The 17,250-nt window shown below is 63.0% G+C and carries 13 protein-coding genes; 2 read left to right on the top strand and 11 right to left on the bottom strand.

What is annotated here, in order from left to right:
• The first annotated feature begins 13 nt into the window (after nt 1-13).
• Nucleotides 14-1,516 (top strand): ABC transporter substrate-binding protein, encoded by a 1,503-nt coding sequence (locus AAFN55_RS12330; protein WP_347799125.1) that lies wholly within the window; start codon nt 14-16, stop codon nt 1,514-1,516.
• Between the two features lie 195 nt (nt 1,517-1,711).
• Here the strand turns inward: AAFN55_RS12330 and AAFN55_RS12325 are convergent, their stop codons facing one another.
• From AAFN55_RS12325 to AAFN55_RS12310, 4 genes are all read right to left on the bottom strand, one after another.
• The gene (locus tag AAFN55_RS12325) at nt 1,712-3,997 is read right to left on the bottom strand and encodes a dipeptide ABC transporter ATP-binding protein (RefSeq protein ID WP_347799124.1); all 2,286 of its coding nucleotides are present in this window, start codon (nt 3,995-3,997) and stop codon (nt 1,712-1,714) included.
• Entirely contained in the window at nt 3,994-5,742 is a 1,749-nt protein-coding gene (locus tag AAFN55_RS12320; protein WP_347799123.1) for an ABC transporter permease, read from the bottom strand. Before AAFN55_RS12320 ends, AAFN55_RS12325 begins: the two co-directional genes overlap by 4 nt.
• Entirely contained in the window at nt 5,739-6,716 is a 978-nt protein-coding gene (locus AAFN55_RS12315; RefSeq protein WP_347799122.1) for an ABC transporter permease, read from the bottom strand. Before AAFN55_RS12315 ends, AAFN55_RS12320 begins: the two co-directional genes overlap by 4 nt.
• A gap of 81 nt (nt 6,717-6,797) precedes the next feature.
• Nucleotides 6,798-8,408, bottom strand: coding sequence for an ABC transporter substrate-binding protein (locus AAFN55_RS12310; RefSeq protein ID WP_347799121.1), 1,611 nt, complete (start codon nt 8,406-8,408; stop codon nt 6,798-6,800).
• 318 nt (nt 8,409-8,726) lie between these two features.
• On the opposite strand from AAFN55_RS12310, the gene AAFN55_RS12305 reads away from it, so the two are divergent.
• Nucleotides 8,727-10,115 (top strand): M20/M25/M40 family metallo-hydrolase, encoded by a 1,389-nt coding sequence (locus AAFN55_RS12305; RefSeq protein WP_347799120.1) that lies wholly within the window; start codon nt 8,727-8,729, stop codon nt 10,113-10,115.
• 150 nt (nt 10,116-10,265) lie between these two features.
• On the opposite strand, the gene AAFN55_RS12300 is transcribed toward AAFN55_RS12305, so the two are convergent.
• From AAFN55_RS12300 to AAFN55_RS12270, 7 genes are read right to left on the bottom strand one after another with little or no spacing between them, the layout of a single operon-like run.
• The gene (locus AAFN55_RS12300) at nt 10,266-11,018 is read right to left on the bottom strand and encodes an enoyl-CoA hydratase/isomerase family protein (RefSeq protein WP_347799119.1); all 753 of its coding nucleotides are present in this window, start codon (nt 11,016-11,018) and stop codon (nt 10,266-10,268) included.
• Between the two features lie 46 nt (nt 11,019-11,064).
• Nucleotides 11,065-12,090, bottom strand: coding sequence for an oligopeptide/dipeptide ABC transporter ATP-binding protein (locus AAFN55_RS12295; protein ID WP_347799118.1), 1,026 nt, complete (start codon nt 12,088-12,090; stop codon nt 11,065-11,067).
• 9 nt (nt 12,091-12,099) lie between these two features.
• Nucleotides 12,100-13,083 (bottom strand): ABC transporter ATP-binding protein, encoded by a 984-nt coding sequence (locus tag AAFN55_RS12290; protein WP_347799117.1) that lies wholly within the window; start codon nt 13,081-13,083, stop codon nt 12,100-12,102.
• The gene (locus tag AAFN55_RS12285) at nt 13,083-14,609 is read right to left on the bottom strand and encodes an ABC transporter substrate-binding protein (protein WP_347799116.1); all 1,527 of its coding nucleotides are present in this window, start codon (nt 14,607-14,609) and stop codon (nt 13,083-13,085) included. The genes AAFN55_RS12290 and AAFN55_RS12285 overlap by 1 nt, the downstream gene beginning before the upstream one ends.
• Before the next feature lie 18 nt (nt 14,610-14,627).
• Nucleotides 14,628-15,476 carry an ABC transporter permease gene (locus AAFN55_RS12280; protein WP_347799115.1) on the bottom strand — a complete coding sequence of 283 codons (849 nt, stop codon included), beginning with the start codon at nt 15,474-15,476 and terminating at the stop codon, nt 14,628-14,630.
• The gene (locus AAFN55_RS12275) at nt 15,473-16,390 is read right to left on the bottom strand and encodes an ABC transporter permease (protein ID WP_347799114.1); all 918 of its coding nucleotides are present in this window, start codon (nt 16,388-16,390) and stop codon (nt 15,473-15,475) included. The genes AAFN55_RS12280 and AAFN55_RS12275 overlap by 4 nt, the downstream gene beginning before the upstream one ends.
• A 38-nt stretch (nt 16,391-16,428) precedes the next feature.
• Entirely contained in the window at nt 16,429-17,247 is an 819-nt protein-coding gene (locus AAFN55_RS12270) for an enoyl-CoA hydratase/isomerase family protein (RefSeq protein ID WP_347799113.1), read from the bottom strand.
• Nucleotides 17,248-17,250: the final 3 nt, after the last annotated feature.

Raw genomic sequence — 17,250 nt, 5'->3', positions numbered from 1 at the left:
AGGAGACATTGACTTGAAAGCAACCGGATTCGCCAGCGCACTTCTCGCATCGACAATGCTCGTGGGAGCCGCGAACGCAAACGCCTCGGACATTTCGATCGCGATCACCGAGGGCATCACCGGCTACAACCCCTACGCCAACTCGGCCGTGCTCGTCGGCATGACATGGTGCCAGGTGTATGGCTGTCTGACGCGCTGGGACTTCGAGGAAGGCCGCTTCGTGCCATTCCTTGCCGAGGACATCCGGCCAGATGGCGAAAAGAGCTGGCTCGTGCGCCTGCGCGACGACTGGCTGCGCCACAATGGTGATCCCCTCAGGTCGGAAGACATCGTGCATTCCATCGATCGCACGCGCTCCGACCCGGACAGCGTCTCGCAGGCATCGGTGCATTACATCGACCGCGTAGAGATCGTGGATGACCGCACCTTGCGGATCCACACCACCGAGCCGATCGCTACCTTGCCGAACTATCTGGCAACGATCCAGATTACCTCGAAGGCGATCCATGACGAGCACGGCGCGCGCGACGCTGATCGGCTGCATCCCTACGGTGCCGGACCCTACAGGTTGGTCGACCTTCAAGCGGACAGCCACATGGTCCTGGAGCGTGTGGACGACCACCCACTCATCGGCACGGAAAATCCGCGTCGCATGATCTTCCGTGTCATGATCGAGCCCGAGCAGCGGGTCACGGCTCTGGCCAATGGCGAGATTCAGCTAGCGCAGAATATCCCGCCGCAATTGCGCGACCGCGTCGACAGCCTCGGCAATGCCTCGGCCAAGACGGTCGCGTCGGCCGAGATGATGTTCCTCGCCATGCAGCCGACGTCGGCGCCCTTCGACGACGCGCGCATGCGCAAGGCCGTCTGCCATGCGATCAACCGGGACGCCATCGTTTCGGCGCTTCTGGGCGACAACGCGACGAAGCTCAACGGCGCGGTTGCCGATGGCCAACTGGGATATCGGGAAAGCGCCGAGGAGATGCAGCCTTTCGATCCCGATCGAACACGACGCCTGCTCGAAGAGGTTGGTTATGACGGCTCGCCGCTCGTTCTTCAGACGCCTGTCGGCCGATACACGTCGGACAGGCAAATCTCCGAGGCGATCGTCGCGATGCTGCAGGATGCCGGCATCAACGCCCAACTGCAGACGCCTGAATGGCCGGTTCTGTGGAGCGGCGTGCAGGCGGGCAATGTCGAGTTCTATTATATGGGCCGCGGTAACATGCTCGATCCCTCCCCGGCCCTCGCGCAGTATTTCGAGACGGGAGGGTCGCCGCGTCTCAAATACTCCAATCCCCAGGTCGACGAGCTTCTCAAGCGCGAACGCGTCGAGTTTGATCTTGACCTGCGACGGGACTTGCTCGCCGACGCAATGGAGGCGATCGTGCGCGATGATGCGGCTTGTTTCCTGTGGAACCACCACATCATCTGGGGTGTCGCGGACAGCATCGCCTACGAACCCAGCAAGGGTGATCGGGTGAACGGTTGGGAGATTCAGTTGAAGGGACAGTGACGGGAGGGTCACCGCCGCCCTTGTCTTGGCAGGGCGGCAGCGATGGCGGTATCCGCATCCTGACGCGACGCACGCGCGCCGGCCCCGATCACTTCGGCCGCGTTGGACGGGGTTGATGTCGTCCGCGGCCTCAGCGCCGTCCCAGCCGGATCGATGAGCTGGGGTCCGAGCACCGGCCCCCAACCGACGCTTCCGTCAAGCGTAGAGAACGCAGGCCACGCTGTGGCCGTCTTCGAGCTTGCGCATTTTCGGCGGTGACTTCGCGTCGAAGGCGACATGCAGCTTGCCGTCAAGCTTCGACACGCGGGCAATTTGTGCCAGCGCCGGGCTGCGGCCCGACATGATCGCGGCCAGTTCCTCGCTCGCCGCATCCGCATCGCCGGTCGTGTCGATGACGATGTCCAGCCCGTCCACGCTCGCCTTGCCGAGATGTGCCGGCGCCACGCCCTCGATGACGCGTGCGTCGATGGCGGCCTTCACGTCCCGGCCTTCCCAGCCGCATTCCGGCGTCGCCAGCGGGCAGCGTGTGTGGAAACGACACCCGTTCGGCGGCTCGATGGCGCTCGGGATTTCGCCCGCGGCCTCCAGCGGCGGCTTGACGATTTCCGGATCGGGCTCCGGGCTCGCGTCGAGCAGAAGCTGCGTATACGGGTGCTTGCGCTTCGAGATCACCGCCTCGGTCGGCCCCATCTCGACGATCTCGCCGAGATACATGATCGCCGTGCGGTCCGCGACGTAGCGGATCGTCGGCAGATCGTGGCTGACATAGACGAACGAAATGCCAAGCTCGTCGCGGAAGCGCCGCATCAGGTTCAGCACGCCGGCGCGGATCGACACGTCCAGCATCGACACCGGTTCGTCGGCAACGATGAAGCTCGGTTCGAGCACGATGGCGCGCGCAATCGCGACACGCTGGCGCTGCCCGCCCGAAAGCTCGTGCGGGTAGCGCTCGAGATAGGTCTCGGCCGGCTTCAGCCCGGCACGTTCAAGCGCCTGGTTCACCTTCTGCTTGAGCGCGTCACCCTTCGCCAGCCCGTGAATCTTCAGCGGCTCGCCGACGATATCGGCGATGGTGAAGCGCGGGTTGAGCGTCTGATACGGGTCCTGGAACACCATCTGCGCCGAGCGCCGGAACGCCTTGAGGCCCTTGCCTTTCAGTTGCGCGACATCGGTGCCGGCAAAGCGGATTTCGCCCTCGGTGGCTTCCTGCAGCTTGACCAGCATCTCGGCGGTGGTCGTCTTGCCGGAACCGGATTCGCCCGCAAGCCCGAGGATTTCGCCCGACCGCAGCTCGAAGTCGATGCCGTCGACCGCGTGCACCTTGCGCTCTTCCTTGCCGGAGAAAGACGACATGAAGCCGCCCGCAACAGGGAAGTGCCGCTTCAGCCCCTTCACCTCGAACACGTTCGTTTCACTGTCCGATCGCGTGCGTGGTGCCGCTGCCGTGACTTCCTCGCCGAGCCGCTGCCCGACCTTCGCCCACGTATCGTTGCGTGCGGCGATGTGGCGGAACTCTTCCGCCTTTTCGGGGAAGTGGCAGGCCGTCGCGTGCTCTGCATCGACCTTGTGGAACACAGGAGCTTCGGCGATGCAGCGCTCTTCGGCAAACGGGCAGCGCGCGGCAAAGCGGCAGCCTGTCGGCGGGTCGAGCAGGTTCGGCGGCGTGCCGGGGATCGAGATCAGCTCGCGCTGCGCCCCTTCCAGCGTCGGAAACGCGTTGGTCAGGCCCATCGTGTAGGGATGCGCCGGGTTGCGGAACACCGAGCGAACCGGCCCGGTCTCGACGATCTTGCCGCCATACATCACCGCCACGCGGTCGCATGTCTGCACCACCACGGAGATGTCGTGCGTGATGAACAGCAACGACATGCCGCGCTCGCGCCGCAGCCGGCCGAGCCGAGCGAGGATCTGCGCCTGCGTCACCACATCGAGCGCGGTCGTCGGCTCGTCGGCGATCACCAATGCGGGGCCCAGCGCCATCGCCATCGCGATGATGGCGCGCTGCTTCATGCCGCCCGACATCTCGTGCGGGTAGGCATGCAGGCGCGACGGGTCGATGCCGACGGCGCGAAACAGCGTCTCGCCATGCGCCCACGCGTCTTTCTTGTCGATCGTGATGTGGGCCTGCATGGCCTCCACGATCTGGTCGCCGACCCGGTAGACCGGGTCGAGCGCGTTCATCGCCGCCTGGCTGATCCAGGCGATGTCCTTCCAGCGCACGCGGCGCATGGATTCCTCGTCCAGCGGCACGAGATCGCGCCCGCCGAATTCAATCCGCCCGCTGGGAATTTCCCCGTTCGGCGGCAAAAGGCGCAGCATGCCCTTGGCGGCAGTGGTCTTGCCGCAGCCGGATTCGCCCACCAGCCCGAGCGATTCACCGGGCTTGATGTCGAAGTCGATGCCATCGACCGCCCGGACCGGGCCAGCACCCGTCCGGTAGTGAATGGCAAGGTCGGTGACCTTGAGAAGCGTTTCGGTCATTGGCGTGCCCTCAGTCGCGGATTGGCGATGAGTTCAAGCGAACGCGAGATGAAGAACACCGAAAGCACCGTAGTCATGATGAAGAATCCGGGCGGCAGGTTCCACCACCAGGCCGTGCGCCATGCGCCGGAAAGCCGGGCGTTGTGGAGGATTCCGCCCCACGAGATTGACTGGGGCGGCCCAAGGCCCAGGAACGACAATGTCGCTTCGGCAATGATCGACACGCCGACGATGATCGCCAGTTCGAGGAACACCAGCGGCATCACGTTCGGGAAGATGTGCAGGTACATGATCCGCAGATCGGATGCGCCGGCCACGCGCGCGGCCTTCACGAAAGGCCGTTCGCGCAGCGACAGCACTTGGCTGCGGATAAGCCGCGCCACGGTCCGCCACGTCAGCAGCGAAACGGCGAGGATCACGATGGTCAGGCTCGGTTCGAACAGGAGCACGAGGATCAGCGCGAACGGCTCGAACGGAATGCCGTACATCACGTCCACGGTGCGCATCAGGACCGTTTCCGTGCGGCCGCGATAGTAGCCCGCGACGAGACCGACATTGGTGCCGATCAGCACCACCAGCAGCGCGCCGAGGAAGCCGACGAGCAGCGCGATGCGCGAGCCGTGCACATTCTGGCTGAACAGGTCGCGGCCAAGATGGTCGGTGCCGAACCAGTGCGTGCCGCTGGGTGCTGCCAGACGATTGACGAACCGGTCCGATCCGAGCGCGAAAACCGTGTCGCCGGCAACCATCACGGCGCGGAAATGCCGCTCGCTTTCGGCAGTCGAGCGCGTCCAGTCTGCGCTGCCTGCTTCCCGCTCCACGATCATGCCGTTGCGGCCCACGGCCACGGCGCGGCCGTCGTTGCCGATCCAGCCGGCGCGCATGGCGCGCATTTCACCGACCGTGTCTTCGCTCCAGCGCGCGTCGGCGCCCATGCGGCTCATGGCGGTGCCGCGCTCGCCGACTGCGAGTGCGTGGCCGTTTTCCGAGATATGCAGGCCGTTCAACTGGCGCGAGGTGCCAAGCCGTTCCATCGTCGCTGCACCGCTTGCAGGGTCGTAGCGGATCGCAAGCCCGCGGTCGCCGACCGCCAGCACCGTTCCGTCATGATCGCGTGCCACCGCAAAAAGCGGGAAGCCGCGACCGACCGGGCTCTTGATCTCGGTAATTTGTGGCGTCGGCGTCAGGTCGAGCCGCCAGATTTCCTCGCCGGCCCCAACCATCAGGGCGGAGTTCGCGTCGATCCATGTGACGGCGTTGAGTGATGCGGAGGCAGGAGCGTCGATCGTCTGCGACGATGCGCCGTCGAGCAGCAGGATCGTTCCGTTGGTTCCGACCGCGATGGCACGGCCGTCGTCGCCGAGCGCCACGCCGTTCAGGTCGGTCGCCACAGCGGTGTCGATGGGCGTCCAGCCTTGGCCTGCCGCAAAACGGAAGGCGCTGCCTTCGCGGCCTACGGCAATGCCGTTGCCCAGGCTGTCGTCGTCGGCGGCCTGAATGGCGAGCGGGCCGAGCGAGTCTTCCAGCCGCCAGACGATCCCGGCGTCGCCATCCTGCGTGCGCACCAGCACCGAACCGTCCTCGATTTCGTTGACGGCACGCGGATCGAAGGGCGAAAGCAGCGGGGCGGCGAAGGCCATCGCGATGATGACCGACAGCACGGCAAGGCCGATGACCGCCAGCCTGTCGGCCAGCACGAGGCGCAGCGGCTTGGCGGCGCTCCGGATAAACGATGGAACGATCATTTGAAGCTCACCCGTGGATCAAGCGTCGAATAGAGGATGTCCACCAGCAGGTTCAGCGTGATGACGAAAGCGGCCATGACGAGGAAGCTGGCTTGGGCAAGCGGAAAATCGGAGGTGCGCACGGCGTTGAGAATTTCACGTCCCAGTCCGGGCCACGAGAACACCACTTCCACCACCACCTGTCCGCCCGCTGCCAGGCCGATCGTGACGGCAAGCTGCGTGACGACCGGCAGCAGCGCGTTGCGCGCTGCGTGGTTGTAGAGGATGCGCCGTTCGGGCAGGCCCTTGGCGCGCGCCATCTCGATGAAGTCCTCGCCATACACTTCCAGCATCGTGTTGCGCATGATCAGCAGCGGCGAGCCGAGGTAATAGAGCGCCACGACGAGCGCCGGCAATGTCAGATGCCAGAGAAAGTCGAGCGTCGTGATCTTGTCGAGGAACCCTGTCGACTCATACGGCAGCGTTCGCATGCCGCTGGTCGGCAGCATTCCCAGCATCACGCCGAAGACGAGGATCCCGATCATGCCGGTCCAGAACATCGGCGCGGAGCGGAACATCAGACCGGCGAAAATGCCGACCGTGTCGGCACGCGTGCCGCGACGCCAGGACAGCCATGCGCCCAGCGGAACGCCGATGACGTAGGCGACGACGATGGCGGTAACCATCAGCACCATCGTGTTGCCGAGCCGCTCCCAGATGATGTCTGCGACGGGGGCGCGATAGTGGAACGAGAAGCCGAAATCGCCCTGCACCGCATTTTGCAGGAACAGCACATATTGGCGCCACAACGGCTGGTCGAGGCCGAAACTCTGGCGCACGGCCTCGCGCTGTTCGGGGCTCAGCCCCTCGGCAAGAAGCGCCGTGGTCGGGTCGGGCAGTCCCATCCTGAACAGGAAGAACAGCAGCGTCGCGATAATGAAAAGCGATGCCAGCGCCTGCAGGGCGCGGCGGATCAGGTAGTTTCGGCGGTTCATGGCTTTTGGCTTCCGCGAAAAGAGAGAGGCTCCTCCCCATGGCGCGCGGCCACGGGGAGGAGCTCGGTCGTTGCGGACTTGCTACTTTACGAGCCTGCCTTCGGCATCCCAGGAGTAGCCGGCCTCTTCAAGCTTGGCACGGGCGACGTCCATGTCGAAATCGAAGGTCTCGACGAACGGGTTGTGCCAGAAGGCGTTGATCGGTGCGATCACGCTGGTGCCGACTTCGCCGCGGCCGTCGAGCAGCACGTTGACCATCCGTTCGCGGTCCATCGCATGCGTCAGCGCACGGCGCACTGCCGCATCGCCGAACGGCTCGCGCTTGGTGTTGTAGGTCAGGTGGTAGTAGCCGAAGTCGGGAACCGAGATAACGTTGAGGTGGTCGGCCTGCTCTGCGAGCGGAATCTGGCCGGCTTCCATGCGCCATGCGGTCATGTCGATCGCGCCGGTCTGGAGGCCGGTGAACACGCCTTCCATGTCGGCATAGATGATGAACTCGACGCCATCCACGGCGACATCGTCGGCGCGGAAATGGTTCTCGTTCTTCTCCAGCGACATGATCTCGCCGCGGTTGTAGGTCGCGAACTTGAACGGGCCCGACCCCACGGTCGGCAGTTGCTCGGGCGTCAGGTCGCCCGGATTCTCGATGCCTTCCCAGATGTGCTTGGGCAGGATCGGGATCTGCGACAGGGCGATGTTGGCGAATGATGCCGACGGCGTCTTCAGCTTGAACTGCACGGTCAGGTCGCCGGTCGCCTCGACCGTTTCGACCGGCGCCAGATAGGCGTTGAAGTAGGAGTAGTCCTGCGTCTGGTAATAGCCGAAGGTGAACGCGACGTCCGCCGCCGTCACCGGTTCGCCGTCATGGAACGTCAGGCCTTCGCGCAGCGTCACGTTGATGGTGGTGTCGTCGATGGCTTCGACGGATTCGGCCATCCAGTTGATCGGCTCGACGTCCGGCGACAGGCGCACCAGACGGTCGTAGTACAGGCGCATCCACTTCCAACCCCAGACCGAGGTGGAGGCGAGCGGGTTGATGTTGTCGGGCTCCTGCGGGCCGCCGATGCGCAGCGTCTTGCGGTCGCCCAGCGGCTGCGCCTGCATCGGCGTCCACTCGCTGTAGAGGCCTTCGCCGGCCATGGCGTTCATTTCGCCGAACGTGGTGTTGTTATAGGCCACGACCTCGTCGCGGTAGAACAGCACGATCACCGGAGCGTCCGGCACGTAGGCTTCCTGCGCCTGATGCACGAGTTCCTGACGCTTCGTGATGTCGAACTCTTTGCCCTGCGCGTCGAACAGCGCGTCATATTCGGGGTTGCTGTAGCCGCCGGGGTTGTTGCCGCCCGGATTGCTCTGGCGCGAATCAAGCGTGCCGAGGAAGAACTGCGGGTCGAGGCGGTCGACACGGCCGGACCAGCCGATAATCGTCGCGTCGAAGTCCTGCTGGTCGTAGAAACGGCCGAGCAGCGTCGAGAATTCCGTCGGCTGGACATTCACTTCGAGACCGAGCTCACGCCACTTTTCGGCGATGATGAAGGCTGCTTCGTACCGGATGGGATCGTAGGCTTCCGTGGTGGTGCCGAGCGTGATCGCTGGTACTCTTTCCTGCGCGGACGCGGCGCTGAACGCGCCTACAGTCAACGCGGTGGACACAAGCAGGCCATAGCCCAGTCGTCGGGTGAATACCGTCATCATAGAACCTCTCATTGATAAAACTTGATACGCCCGCCAGGTTTTGCGACCTGATTTTCTTGAGCTTATCCCCTACGAGCGAAGCTAGAAGAAGCCGGTTGGATTGACAACCGAATGGTATGTATTTCAACATTTCAGGCCTAAAATGTCGCAGTGCCTCAGATATTTTCTGGCTGGGGGTCACGTGATTTAAGGGACACCACACGCCTCAAAAAAGCCTTGCAACTGTACCGATTCCGCCTTTTTCCGGCAGTTTCGGCGTCTAAGCCGACTGATCCGGCAATGAAATTCCAAGAATCCACAGGGACGCATCATTTCATGAAAAATCATTCCGCCAGCGACCACCTGTCGCAGGTTTTCGACCACATCGCCGCCAACCACGACGCCTTCATCGATCGCCTGATGGACTATGTCAGGCACCCCTCGATCAGCGCGCACAATATCGGGATCGAGAAGGTCGCCGGCATGCTGGTCGAGATGCTGGGTGAACTCGGAATGGATGCTGAAGCCGTCGCGACGTCGGGTCATCCCATGGTGCTCGGCCGGCGCGGCAATCGCCCGGACGTGCCGACGGTCATGTTCTACGGCCATTACGACGTCCAGCCGCCGGAGCCGCTGGAGCTCTGGGACAGCCCGCCCTTCGAGCCGACCATCCGCGACGGCCGCATTTATGCGCGCGGCGTCGGCGACAACAAGGGCCAGCATTTCGCGCAGTTGCTCGCGATCGAGTCCTGGCTCGCCGTTCATGGCGACCTGCCCTGCAACCTCATCGTTCTTCTCGAAGGCGAAGAGGAAATCGGCAGCCCGCATATCGCCGAATTTGCCGAGCGTCACCGCGATCGGCTGAATGCGGATCTGGTCATCACCGCCGATGGCCCGCTTCACATTTCAGGCTTGCCGATCATCACGTTCGGAGTTCGTGGCATCCTCAGCTTCGACCTCAAGGCCAAGACCGCCAGCCGCGATGCCCATTCGGGAAATTATGGCGGCCTCATGCCGAACGCGATCTGGAAGCTGGTTCACCTGCTGGGCACGATGAAGAACGCGGAGGGTGAGATCACCATCGACGGGCTTCTCGACAACGTCATCCCGCCAAGCAATGCGGACAGGGTCAACGCGGCGAAGCTGCCGCTGGATTTGCCCGAGTTCATGGCGGATCTCGGGCTGAGCGAGCTCGACGCGCCGAAGGACCGGCCCTTCTACGACCGGCTGATGTTCCATCCCACGCTGACCATCAACGGCCTGCACGGCGGCTATGACGGACCGGCGTCCAAAACCGTTCTGCCCTGCGAAGCGATCGCCAAATGCGACATGCGTCTCGTGGATGGAATGACACCCGACGACATCTACGAAAAAGTCGCCGACCATGTCCGCCGCCACGCGCCGGACGTCGAACTGATCAGACGCGGCGGCATGCTGCCGTCGAAGACGGCGATCGATACGCCCTACGCGGACGCCATCCGCCAGGGCATCGCAATGGCGCACGGCGTCGAGCCCCTGCTCTACCCGGCTCTCGGCGCCAGCGGGCCGGACTACGTCCATACCAAGATACTGGGCATCCCGGCCTTCTTCGTGCCCTACGCCAATGCCGACGAGGCCAACCACGCGCCGAACGAAAACCTCACCATCGACTGCTTCATCAAGGGCATCCGCACCGGCGCCGCGATGCTTTCGACCTTGGGCGCGCTGAAGCGGTCATCCCTGTAACCAAGCACGCCGAGGCTATGGAACCTTGGTCTCGACAGAACTCTCAGCCGAGAGGTAACAATCCGCATCTTCGATCGACGGGCGTTGCTCAGCGATCGAAGTTACAGCCCGGCATCGACTATCTCGGCTTCGCCCCCGCGGTCATCGGAGCTACCGGAACGTCGGCGCGCGCTTCTCCATGAAAGCCTTCGACCCTTCGATGCGATCCGAACTGTCCATCAGGCCGCGCATCGTTTCGGCTTCATAGTGGTTGAACGCATCGCGTCCGTCCTTTTCGTACAGCTTGAGACCGGCCTTTATCGCCTGAACCGCATTGGGAGAATTGTCCGCAATTGCTTCGGCGAGTTCCATCGCAACCGCGAGGGCCTCGCCCTTTTTGACCAGCTTGCTCACCAGCCCCCATTCGAATGCATCGGCACCGGACATATGCCGGGCGGTGAGCAGCATCTCCAGCGCCCGGACCCGTGGCATCGCCTGCGGCAACCGCCAGATCTGGCCGCCCATCGGCAACTGACCCAAGCGGGCGCCGGGTTGTCCGAACACGGCGTTCTCGCTTGCAATGCGCAAATCGCAGCAAAGCGCCATCATCAGGCCCGCCGCGTGGCAATGTCCGTTGACCGCCGCGATGACCGGCTTGCGCATGAGATCGGGATATCCCATCGGGTCGGGCTTCATGAATTTGACGCCGGGACGGCCTACTTCCGAGAGGTCGTGGCCGCTGCAAAAAGCGATGTCGCCGGCGCCTGTAATAACCACGGCCCGGATCCCATCGTCGTTTTCCGCTGCCACAAGCGCGTCGTGAAACGGCTTCTCCATGGAAACGTCGAGCGCGTTGCGCTTTCGCTCATTCGCAATCGTTACGACCAGGACTTTTCCGCGTTGATCGACCAGGATCTCGCCCATCTCAATTCCTTTCATTCTCGATACAGCTTCGCCATGCCTTGCCCGTTCAAGGGCGCACATTGGCCTCGTAGTTGTGACATGCGACACGGGTGTCGGCGTGATGCGTGGGGACGAGCGCCGGCGAAACGCTCGCGCATTTGGCCAGCGCGATGCCGCAGCGCGGCAGAAACGGGCAGCCCTGCTCCGGCCGCTCGAGATCATGAGCTGCCTCGCCGTCCGCCGCACGAACACGCTGTTTTTCGATCAGCGGGTCTGGAACGAATGCGCTGTCGAGCAGGAGGCTGGTATAGGGATGGGCAGGCTTCGACAGGACCGTCTGCGCCGCCCCTTCCTCCACCACCTTGCCCATGTACATGACGGCGATCTCGTCGGCGATCGCAGCGATGACGCTGAGGTCATGAGAAATGAAGATATAGGCGACCTGCGTCTGTTCCTGGATTTCGAGGAGGAGATTGATGATCTGGGCCTGAACCGAAACATCCAGAGCCGAAACGGCTTCATCGCAAATCACGACCTTGGGGCTCGTGATCAGGGCTCTCGCGATACCGACGCGCTGCTGCTGCCCGCCTGAGAGTTCATGCGGATAGCGCGTCAGATGGGCGACATCCAGGCCGACACGCTGGAGCATCTCCTCGACAAGGCGCCGCTTGTCCTGACGGCTCAGATCGGGCCGATGGATATCGAGGGGCTCCGCGATGATCTTGTCTATGCGCATTCGCGGATCGAGCGAGCCGGCGGGGGACTGGAACACCATCTGGATGTCGCTCAGACGTTCCTGCTGCTCGCGCCGACTGCCGGCGGACACGTCTTTTCCATCGATCCGCACGCGCCCTGACGTAGGTGGGGTAATGCCGACAAGAATGCGTGAGAGCGTGGACTTCCCGCAGCCGGACTCGCCGACGATCCCCAGCGTGCGCCCCGGTGCCAGGCTCAAATTCACGTCACTCACGGCTTTCAGCATCGTGGTGCGCTGCAGGAATCCCGCTTTTCCGTAGACTTTGCTTATGCCTTCGGCGCTGAGCACGGGCATCGTGCGGGTGTCTGCTGGCACTTCGCTTTCAACTACGCTCATGCCGATTTCCTATAGTGGGACATTGCATCGGACGGTCCGGCCGCCGGTCTCGACGTGGTCGACATGCGAAGCGCACAGTTCGATGGCCCGGCCGCATCGCGGCTCGAACGCGCATCCGTGCGCTGGAAACGGCGGGGAAGGCGGAGCGCCCGGGATGTTGCGCAGCCGTTGCTTCCATACGCTCACGCTGGGAACCGCCTGGATGAGGGCGGCGGTATAGGGATGGCGGGGGTTGGCGAAGAGGTCTTCGACGGCTCCGCTTTCCACGGCGCGACCGGCATACATGACGATCATGTTGTCGGCCATTGCGGCGACGATTCCCATGTCATGCGTGACCAGCAGAACGGAGAGGCCAAGGTCGCGCCGGAGGCCCTCGATGAGTTTGACGACCTGCAGCTTCACCGTGGCATCGAGCGCTGTGGTCGGCTCGTCGGCAAGCAGGAGCTTTGGACGCAGGCAGATGGCCATCGCGATCAGGGCGCGCTGACGCATTCCGCCGGAAAATTCATGCGGATAGAGACGGGCGCGCTTTTCCGCGTCGGGAATTCCCGTTCGCGCCAGAAGCTCCACTGCTTGCGCCATCGCGTCCGCCTTGGAGCGCCCTTCATGCACCATCAGCATTTCAGCGATCTGATAACCGACGGGCGTCGATGGATTGAGGGAGTTAAGCGCATCCTGGCTGATGAGGGAGACGAGGCTGCCATTCAGCTTCCGCCGCGCCGCGCCCTTTAAGCTGTCGAGGCGAACGCCGGCCAGGTCGATCGAACCCTCCAGCCGGGCATTCGCCGGCAGAAGACCCATGATGCTTTTGACGAGCGTCGATTTTCCGGAGCCGGATTCGCCGACCACCGCAGTGACCTGACCTGGCATGACAGCCAGGTCAACGTCCTGCAGGATCGAAATATCTCCGCTACGGCCGCCATATCGTACGTTCAGGTCTTTGACCTGAAGCACCGGTTGGCTATGGCGGCCGTCCATCGTGTCGGAGATCATCAGGGTTCGATCTTTATGTCCGACAGGGAAATGTTGTCGCCGAAATTGGCTTCCCATTTGATCTCGTTCCGAGCGCCGAAGATCGATGCGGCCTGCCAGGTTCCGGCGATCATGTAGGACTCGTTCATCGCGCGCTGCGCCTCACGCCACAAAGCAGTGCGTTTCTCGTCGTCGAGTTCCGTCATCGCCTTGTTCGCGGCCTCGTCGTAGCCCGGCACCTTGCAGAGCGCCGTCGGGCGGGAAGAATTGCCGAAGGCATGCATCTTGCTGGCGTCGTTTTCGCTGTAGTCCCAGCCGACGATGTAGAGCGGGCCCGCCGTGCCATTGATGATCATGTTGATCAGCCGCCCCCACTCCATCACGCGTGGGGTAATCTGGAAGCCGACGGCTCCGGCCTGTGCGTTGATGGCCTGATAGATTTCGCGGTCCGCGATGTACCGGCCATCGGACGTGTTGGTGCTGAAGGGTGCCAACCCTTTCTCCTGGACGACCGCAAACGCAGCTTCCGGATCGTATTTGCGGGGCTCGAGCGTCTCGTCATACTGCACCACCTGCGGCGGGAGAGGTCCCGAGAGGACACGTCCGTATTCGCCGAGAAGACTTTCGACGATGCCCTCGAGATCGAGGCTTTCCGAGAACGCCTTGCGGACTTCGATGTCATCGAAAGGCGCTGAGCGACAATCCAGATTGATGTTGTGAACCAGCCCGTTCGGCGTCCAGATGACGTGGAGGCTGTCGCTGCCCTCGACGCGCTCGATGTCGGCGATCGGCAGCCGCTGGATGAGGTCGACTTCCTTTTGCAGAAGTGCGTTCACCCGGGTCGAGTTTTCGGGGATGAAGGTGAAGGTCGCCAGTTTGACATCGGAATGATCGCCCCAGTAGTCGGCGTTCTCCGACAGGACGATCTTCTGGCCCTTGCTCCATTCGTCCAGTTTGTAGGGTCCGCTGCCCATCGGCTTGTCGGATACCGTCTCGGGCGTGTTGGACTCGACGTAATTCTTCGAAACGATGAAAACCCGGCCGGTTCCGCCATAGGCCTGCATGCGTCTCGGCAATTGCGGGTCGGGACCTCTGGTCACCAGGTCGATGGTGTAATCGTCGACGGCAACGACGTTCTCGATCGTGCTGAGCTGGCTCGCATGGGTCGATGCCATGCTCTTGTCGAGGATGCGCTCGATCGAAAACTTGACGTCGGCCGCAGTGAGCTTGCTTCCGTCCTGGAATTTCACGTCGTCGCGCAGATGGAAACGCCATGTGTTTTCGCCCGTCGCTTCATAGGATTTGGCGACGGCCGGCTGCAACGTGCCGTCCGGATCCATGCGCAGAAGCGTGTCATAGATCTGCCCGAGAATGACGAGGTCGGTGCCGTTGGACGTCAATGCAGGGTCGAGCCGATCAAGTCCGCCGCTGAGCGCAACGGTGATCGCGCCGTCTTTCGCCTGAGCGGCGCTCGGGACGGTCGCGATCGCATTCATTGCCACGCCCAGGCAAAGGGCCATCGTCATGCCAGTCAAGATCGTTCGCATTTCTTTTCTCCCATTTTTCTAGTTTGAACGCGGATCGAGGGTCGTCCGAAGCTGTTCCCCGATGATGTTGATGGCCAGGACCAGCAGAAAGACGGCGAGGCCGGGAAAGACGGTGAGCCACCATGACGTCGCCGCATAATCGCGGCCTTCGCTCAGCATGCGGCCCCAGGTCGGAGAGAAGGTGGGCATCCCCAGCCCGAGAAAACTCAGGGCCGCTTCCGCGATGATCGCGTTCGCCAGGGCGAAGGTCGCCACGATGATGACGTTGGGCAGCACGTTGGGAATGAGGTGCCTGACGACGATCCTGAAATAGGACCCGCGCATGACCCTCACGGCATCGATGAAATCGAGCTGCACGAGCTCCCGCGCGCTGTTGTAGCTGATGCGCGCGAAAGGCACCCACAGGCCGACAGCGATCACGCCGATCACCAGCGTGCTCGACGGCGCCACCATACCGATGATGGCCACCGCGATCAGAAAGAACGGGAAGGACAGTTGAACGTTCGTGAGCAGGATCAGGCTCGATGCGATGCGGCCGCCGGCGAGGCCCGCCCAGGTCCCGCAGAAGGTGCCGAAAGCCGCTGCCAGTCCGACGGAGAAGAGCGAAACCTGGAGTGCGGGGCGGCTGCCGAGGATCACGAGCGAGAGAATGTCCCGCCCGAGCGCATCCGTGCCCAGCCAGTGGATGCCGTGCGCCCCTTCCGTGCCCGGAGGCAGCAGCCGGCCGCGCAGGTTCATGAACGCGGTGTTGTACGGCGTGAGGTACGGGCCAAAGAGCGCTGCAATGACAGCGGCAAGCAGGACTGTGCCGGCAACGATCTCGATGACGCTTCGGCCGCGGATGAGCCTCATGGTCGCGGCGGTCATGCGTCACCTCGCAGGCGGGGGCTGGCCAGCCTGATCAGCAACTCGTTCACGATCGTGATCACCACGAAGATGATCGAGACGTAGATGACCACGCCCTGCACGATCGGAAAATCGCGACGTTGCAGGGAAACGACGGTCAGGTGCCCGATGCCCGGCCATGAAAATACCGTCTCGGTGACCACGGCGCCGCCGAGCAGGGAACCGATCTCCAGCGTAAGCAGGGTGATGATGGGGACCAGCGCGTTTCGTAGGACGACGCGCAGGACCACACGCCGCTCCGGCATGCCCTTGGCGCGCGACGCCTGCACGTAGTTCAGCGGCAGGACCTCCAGCAAGGACGAGCGCGTCAGGCGTGCGAGGCTGGGAATGCTGATCAGGGTGAGCGTCGCCGCCGGCAGCACCAGGTGCCGCCATGTGCCCGTTCCGTATGTCGGCAACCAGTTCATGTAGAGCGCGAAGAACTGGACCAGAAGCAAGGCGAGCCAGAATGCCGGTATCGATGAAAACACGACCGCCGTCACCTGCAGCAGCCTGTCGCCGAACGATCCGGGATAGACCGCCGCGTAGATGCCGGTCGGGATGGCAATCAGGGCTGAGGCGATGAAGGCCACGCCGGCCAGCAGCAGCGTGTTGCCGAGATGCCGGCCGATGATCTCGCTGACCGATGACCCTTCAAAATAGGATTGCCCCATGTCCCCGGTCAAAGCGGAGGACAGGAAATCGACGTATTGAACGTAAATGGGTCGATCCAGGCCAAGCTTTGCCTGGAGCAGATCGATGGCTTCCTGCGGCGGATTTTCGGGGAGCAGGATGGCCACCGGATCGCCGCTCAGACGAACCAGCACGAAAGTCGCGGACAGCACGATCCAGATGACCAGCAGGCCTTGCAAGAGCTGACGATAGATGACGCGCATGATGCCTTGCCTCTCTGGTCCCCGGATGTGTCAGTCCGTCAATTGCCGGCGCCCTTGCTGTAGTGATCGCTGCGCCATTTGATGCCCGCGCTCGCACCCTCTTCCTGCACTTTGCGGCTGAAGGATTCCCGCGTCGGGTCGGGGATTTGACCGAGGATGGCGACCGTCTCGGCCCAACTGTTGATGTGTGCGATCATGCCGGAGGTTTCGAAAGCCCGGTTCACCCCCTGCTTGTTGAACCACACGGCCCCACGCGGCATGCGCAGAAGCTGATCGACGCATTTCTGTGTTTCGGACGCAAGATCGGTGTCCGGCACGACCTTCGTCACCAGGCCGGCATCATAGGCATCGGCGGCGCTGAACTGCTCTCCGAGGAGCAGGATCGACTTCGCCTTCTTGTGGTTCATCAGCCAGGGGAACATGTTGAAGGCCGGTCCCGCGCCAAACAGGATCTCCGGCACAGCGAAGCGGCAGCTTTCCGTCGATATGGTCAGGTCGGTCGGCAGGACAAGTTCGAGTGCGCCACCCACGCAATAGCCGTGAACGGCGGCGATGACGGGCTTGCGGCAGTTCCATATCGCCCAGCGCGCGCGATTGGCGGTCAGTTGGAGGCTGTTGATCTTTTGCTCAACCGTGCGATTCCCCGTCTGAAGCTTGAGATCGAAACCTGAGGAGAACGCCCGTCCGTTGCCCTTGAGCACGATGACCTTGATATCTTCGTCCGTGCTGGCTGCCGAGACATGGTCGGCGATGTGAGCGTAGATATCGCTCGTGATGGCGTTCAGCCGCTCAGGCCGATTGAACGTGAACGTCAGGACGCCGTCGGCAATTTCGGTGATCGGCAGATCGGTCGACATGAT

The organism is Mesorhizobium sp. CAU 1732 (genome assembly GCF_039888675.1).
In the GTDB taxonomy this organism is placed as follows: Bacteria; Pseudomonadota; Alphaproteobacteria; order Rhizobiales; family Rhizobiaceae; genus Aerobium.
This window is presented reverse-complemented; position numbering and strand designations above follow the sequence as displayed.